4 protein-coding genes are annotated in these 5,326 nt (G+C 25.7%); all 4 read left to right on the top strand.

All coding sequences use genetic code 11. From position 1 onward, the window contains the following. Nucleotides 1-271: 271 nt before the first annotated feature. Genes QZ288_RS11530 through tlyC form a run of 4 tightly spaced genes read left to right on the top strand, consistent with a single transcriptional unit; the run spans nt 272 to nt 5,056 of the window. Nucleotides 272-1,267: a PhoH family protein gene (locus tag QZ288_RS11530; protein ID WP_295159015.1), complete on the top strand. Its 996-nt coding sequence runs from the start codon at nt 272-274 to the stop codon at nt 1,265-1,267. Nucleotides 1,268-1,274: 7 nt separating this feature from the next. Next, the gene (locus tag QZ288_RS11525) at nt 1,275-3,743 is read left to right on the top strand and encodes an HDIG domain-containing metalloprotein (RefSeq protein ID WP_295159012.1); all 2,469 of its coding nucleotides are present in this window, start codon (nt 1,275-1,277) and stop codon (nt 3,741-3,743) included. 6 nt (nt 3,744-3,749) lie between these two features. Continuing rightward, nucleotides 3,750-4,196, top strand: coding sequence for an rRNA maturation RNase YbeY (ybeY, locus tag QZ288_RS11520; RefSeq protein WP_295159010.1), 447 nt, complete (start codon nt 3,750-3,752; stop codon nt 4,194-4,196). Nucleotides 4,197-4,231: 35 nt separating this feature from the next. Beyond that, entirely contained in the window at nt 4,232-5,056 is an 825-nt protein-coding gene (gene tlyC, locus QZ288_RS11515; RefSeq protein ID WP_295159008.1) for a hemolysin C, read from the top strand. Nucleotides 5,057-5,326: the final 270 nt, after the last annotated feature.

The following is a 5,326-nucleotide window of genomic DNA, read 5'->3' as shown; positions in this document are numbered from 1 at the left end:
TTAAGCAAGTTTATAAATAATTTTTTTATTATAAAATTATTTAAATTTAAGTATGAAATGCATAAATAAACAAAAACAATTAGAAATCATATATAATTTATCAGAAAGAGAGCTTTTTTAGTTATCTAGGATAGCCCTAATATTTTATATATTTTTATTATATTTAAATGCAGTATTATTTAGTATTAAAATTATGATATTTTTTTAGTTCATATTGACAATAGATATAATTTTGTATACTATTATATATAGCTTGATTTTTTAAAGGATTTTGCATATTAATAGAAAGATATTTGATAATAAAGTAAAATTTAAAGATAATGAATCTTTTATTTCTATATGCGGTATTAATGATTCAAATATAAGCATATTGGAAGATAAATTCAATGTTGCTATATATCCGAAAGGTAATGAATTAACCATTGAGGGTGATTCAAGTAAAATAGAAGATACTGTCAAAGTTTTGTATATACTAAAAGATTTATATAACTCTTCATCAGAGATTAATAGCCAAAAGGTTATCAGCATAGCAGATAATATTAATACTGAAAAAGAAAATAAGTTAATATCGATTCGTATAAAACTTCCTTATTTGGGAAGAAGCATACAGATGAAAACTATATCTCAAGGCGAATATGTATATAAAATGCAGAAAAATGATATAATATTTTCTGTCGGTGCTGCTGGTACAGGAAAAACTTTTCTTTCTGTAGCTTATGCTATAAATTTATTATCTGAAGGAAAAATAGACCGTATAATTATAACCAGACCTGTTGTAGAGGCGGGTGAGAGTTTGGGTTATTTACCCGGAGATTTTAAAGAAAAAATATCGCCTTATATGCGTCCTGTTTATGATGCTTTGTATAGTCTTTTATCTAATGATATGATATCAAGATATACAGAAGAGGGAAGAATAGAAGCAGCTCCTCTTGCTTATATGAGAGGAAGAACTTTAAGCAAATCTTTTATAATTCTTGATGAAGCACAAAATACAACAATATCTCAGATGAAAATGTTTTTAAGCAGAATAGGAGAAAAGTCTAAAGCTGTTATTACAGGAGATATTTCTCAAAGCGATTTGCCTAAAAATACTGAATCAGGACTTGAAAATGCTTTAAAAATATTAAGCGGTATAAATGGAATTAGTTTTCACTATTTTGAAAAAAAAGATGTTATAAGGCATCATTTAGTTTCTAAAATATTAGAAGCATACGAGAATTATAGTTCTAATAAAAATTATAATTCTAATAAAACTATGAAAAGGTAATATAATTATGAATACAAATAAAAAAATAATGAAATCAGTTATAAGTAAAACACCTAATATAGAATATTCTATGCAGTTAAGTATTGCTGTACTGATTTATATTTTTACTCTGTTTTTAGTTTTTCCAACCTATATGCAAAGAGTAAATATTCCTGATGTAGGCGATATAGTAAAAGAGCCTTTAATAGTAAAGAGAAATGTAAGGTATGAAAATAAAGAGGAAACTCAAAAACTTATAAATTATGGAAAAGCTGCTGTAGCACCTATATTTGATATGCCTAGAAATATAGAATATGAAACTATATCTAAAATCAGAAATATATTTGCTTTTATGAGAATGTCTTATAATAATGAAATGCCGATTGATGAAATATATGATGAATTTCTTATTTTGTATAATGAGCCTATAAATAAATCTGTATTTTCTAATGCTGTTGTTAATGATCTTAGTATTGGTTATGAAGAAAAAATAATAGACACTATTAAAGACCTTTTTGATATAGGCATCACATCCAGAAGCAATTTAAGTTCAGACACTTTGAGTTTGATACTTAATAACGGAGTGTTTTTATATATATATGATGATTATATGGTAGAAGAAAGGATACTTCCTAGAAACAGAGTTTTCTTTTTGGAAGATTTAAGAATGGAGCTGCCTTATATTATAGGTTCTAAATACGGAAATCTTAATGTTATTCATGTTAATACAATATCATCTATAGTTAATTCTTTTTTAAAAGATAATTTAATATTTAATTCTGTAAAAACCAAAGAAAGAATAGATGAAGTTGCTTCGTCTGTATATCCTGTTTATAATACAATAAAAAAAGGCTTTCCCATTTTGAAAGTAGGGGAGAGGGTAACTGAAGAAAAAGCTGAATTAATTAGAACTTTATTTGGAAATAATTTTGATACTTATAATATACCTATTTTTATAGGGCAGGCATTATTTATTCTTCTTCTGTTTATGTTTATAGGGTTTATTATAATAAAGTATAAGATACCTTTTTATTTAAATTTTAAGAATTTTCTGCTTTTTTCTATAGAATATTCTGTCATTATTGCAATAACATATATTTTTTATAATCATATATCATATAAAATACAAGATACTTATATACCTTTTTATATTTATACATTTATTCCTATGTTTGGTATGATAAACTCATTGCTTGGTGCAAGAAGAGGAATATCATCTATAATTACATTATGCATAACTTTACTTGCAGCAAATACAGCACAGGCTAATATATTTGAAATATCAGTTTTGTGTATTATATCAATATTCATTTCTATACTATCAAGAAAAATCAACAGCAGATATACTATTTTTTGGATTGGGCTTTTGATAGGAGCATATTTGAGTGCAATGTCTTTGATAGAAATGATGCTCAATAATGATATAAAAATCACATATTTAACTTTTATATTTTCATTCGTAAGCGGATTTGTTCAGGCTATACTTGTTATGATATTTCTTCCTATTTGCGAATATATGCTTGAAACTGCTACCATATTCAGGCTTCAGGAATTATCAGATTTGAATAATCCTATTCTTAGAAAACTTCAGATGAATGCCCCCGGTACTTATCACCATTCTATAAGTATGGCTAATTTAGTAGAAACTATAGCTGAAGAAATAGGAGAAGACCCTAAATTAGCATGTGTATCAGCATATTATCATGATATAGGCAAAATAGAAAATCCGCTCTACTATATAGAAAACTCTAATAGAAATGAAAATAGGCATAATAAATTAAAGCCTACTCTTTCTGCATCAATAATAAAATCTCATGTTCGTTTGGGTGTTGAAATAGCAAAAAAATACAGACTTCCTAAAGAGGTTATTGCAGCTATTAAAGAACATCATGGTACAAGTTTAATAAAATATTTTTATGTAGAAGCCCTAAAAGAAAATCCTGATGTTGATATTAATTTATTTACTTATGCAGGACCTCGTCCTCAATCTAAAATAACAGCTATTTTGATGATATTAGATTCTATAGAGGCTGCAAGCAGGTCTTTAGATTCTCCAAAAAGAGAGGATTTGGAAATGCTTATAGAACATATTGTAAATGATAAAATGTCTAATGGAGAATTGAATGACAGCGGATTAACATTAAGCGATATCGAAACAATAAAGAAAATATCATTCCAAAAAATTATAGTTTCACTGCATGAAAGAATTAAATATCCTGAACTGCCTGATGAAACATCTGAATCTGAAAAAGAAGAAAAACAGCCGAATCAGTCAAATAAAGAAAATAAAGATTCTATAAAAAAATACAAAAAAGATGAAAAAGCCAAAGAAAAAGTTAATGAAAAAGTTAGTGAAAAAATCAAAGAAAAAAATAAGGAAAATATAAAAGAAAAAATAGCTAAAAAAATACCTATAAAACATAAAAATGAAAAAGATGAGAAAGAATTAAAATATAATAATAAAGAATCAAAAGAAAAAGAAACAGTAAAGAAATAATATATTATGAAAGTTAATGTTTTTAATGAAACAGATTATGATATAAATTTGAAATATTATAAATATTTTTTATATTTTTCATCAAATACAGCTGATATTTATGGAGAAGTTAATTTAGTTTTTTGCGATGATGAATATATAAAAAAACTTAATAATGATTTTAGAAATAAAAATAAAGCAACAGATGTACTTACATTTCCTATGGGCGATATTAATGAAGGCGGAGATATAGTTATTTCCTATGAATGGGTGAATGCTAGATATAGTGAAGAAAAAATAAATAAAATAATATTAAAATTAATTATTCATTCTATACTTCATTTGAAAGGAATACATCATAATTATACTAAAAAGTCATTAATGAAAAATAATGAAAAGATGAAAGAATTATACAGTAATGTAATAAAAAATATAAAAGAACATAGAAATAAAAATTATATAAATAAAGTATAAATAAAAATCAGATTATAATTTTAAGGATTATTTAAATGCCGATAAAAAAATTAATATCTAAAATATCTAAGAAAAAAGATAATGAATTTGAAAAAAGCAATTATGTAAATTTATCAAAATTAACAGAAGCAGAAAGAGAAATAATAACAAATACCATTGATTTAAAATCTAAAAGCGTTAGAGAAATAATGGTTCCAAGAGTTGATGTAGTTATGATTCCAATAGATTCATCTTATGATAAAGTTATAAATGCTTTTAAGAAGGATAGAAATTCAAGGATTCCTGTGTATAAAGACGGAATAGATGATATAGTAGGGGTTTTGTATGTTAAAGATTTAATTGATACTGAAGAGAAAAATTTTTCCCTTAAGAAAATTCTTCATAAGCCTTTATTCGTGCCTATATCAATATCATTAATGGAATTATTAAAAAATTTTAGAGAGAAGCAAATTCATATTGCTATGGTAGTTGATGAATACGGAGGTTTTTCTGGTATTGTTTCTATGGAAGATGTTCTTGAACAGATTATAGGAGATATTAGAGATGAGTATGATGAAGAAGATGAAGAAGTAAAAAGTAATGATGACGGTACTTATCTTGTTGATGCCAGAGTAAGAATAGAAGATTTTAATAAATATGAAATATTGGCTCCTATACCGGATGATGAGGCGGATACTGTTGGAGGATTTTTATTTTCATATCTTGGAAGACTTCCAAAGAGAAATGAAGCCATAGAATATAATGGGTATTCATTTACTGTTGTGGGAAAAAGCGGAAATATTGTTACTAAAATCAGAATAGAAAAACTTAAATATCAAACTTCTTTTAGCGAAGAAAATAGAATCGATATTGAAAAATAGTTTATTACTGCAGCTATAAGTTTTTTTATTAGTAATAATAAAAACTTGTTAGTCAATAACTCCTGCCATTTTTACAAATGTCAGACGCTCATAATTTTTATAATTTAAGTTATAAACTGCTCGTTTATTTTTATTGTTGAATAATAGCTGACAACTTCCTTATGTCAGTTGCCAGCTGCTCGTTTATTTTTATTGTTGCTAGTGATAAACTCGCATTAAATTAGCTAATAACCAGCTTTGCTGTTTATTAGCTGCTCGTTTATAGCTTTA

This window comes from uncultured Brachyspira sp. (genome assembly GCF_910578695.1).
Classification (GTDB): domain Bacteria; phylum Spirochaetota; class Brachyspiria; order Brachyspirales; family Brachyspiraceae; genus Brachyspira.
This window is presented reverse-complemented; position numbering and strand designations above follow the sequence as displayed.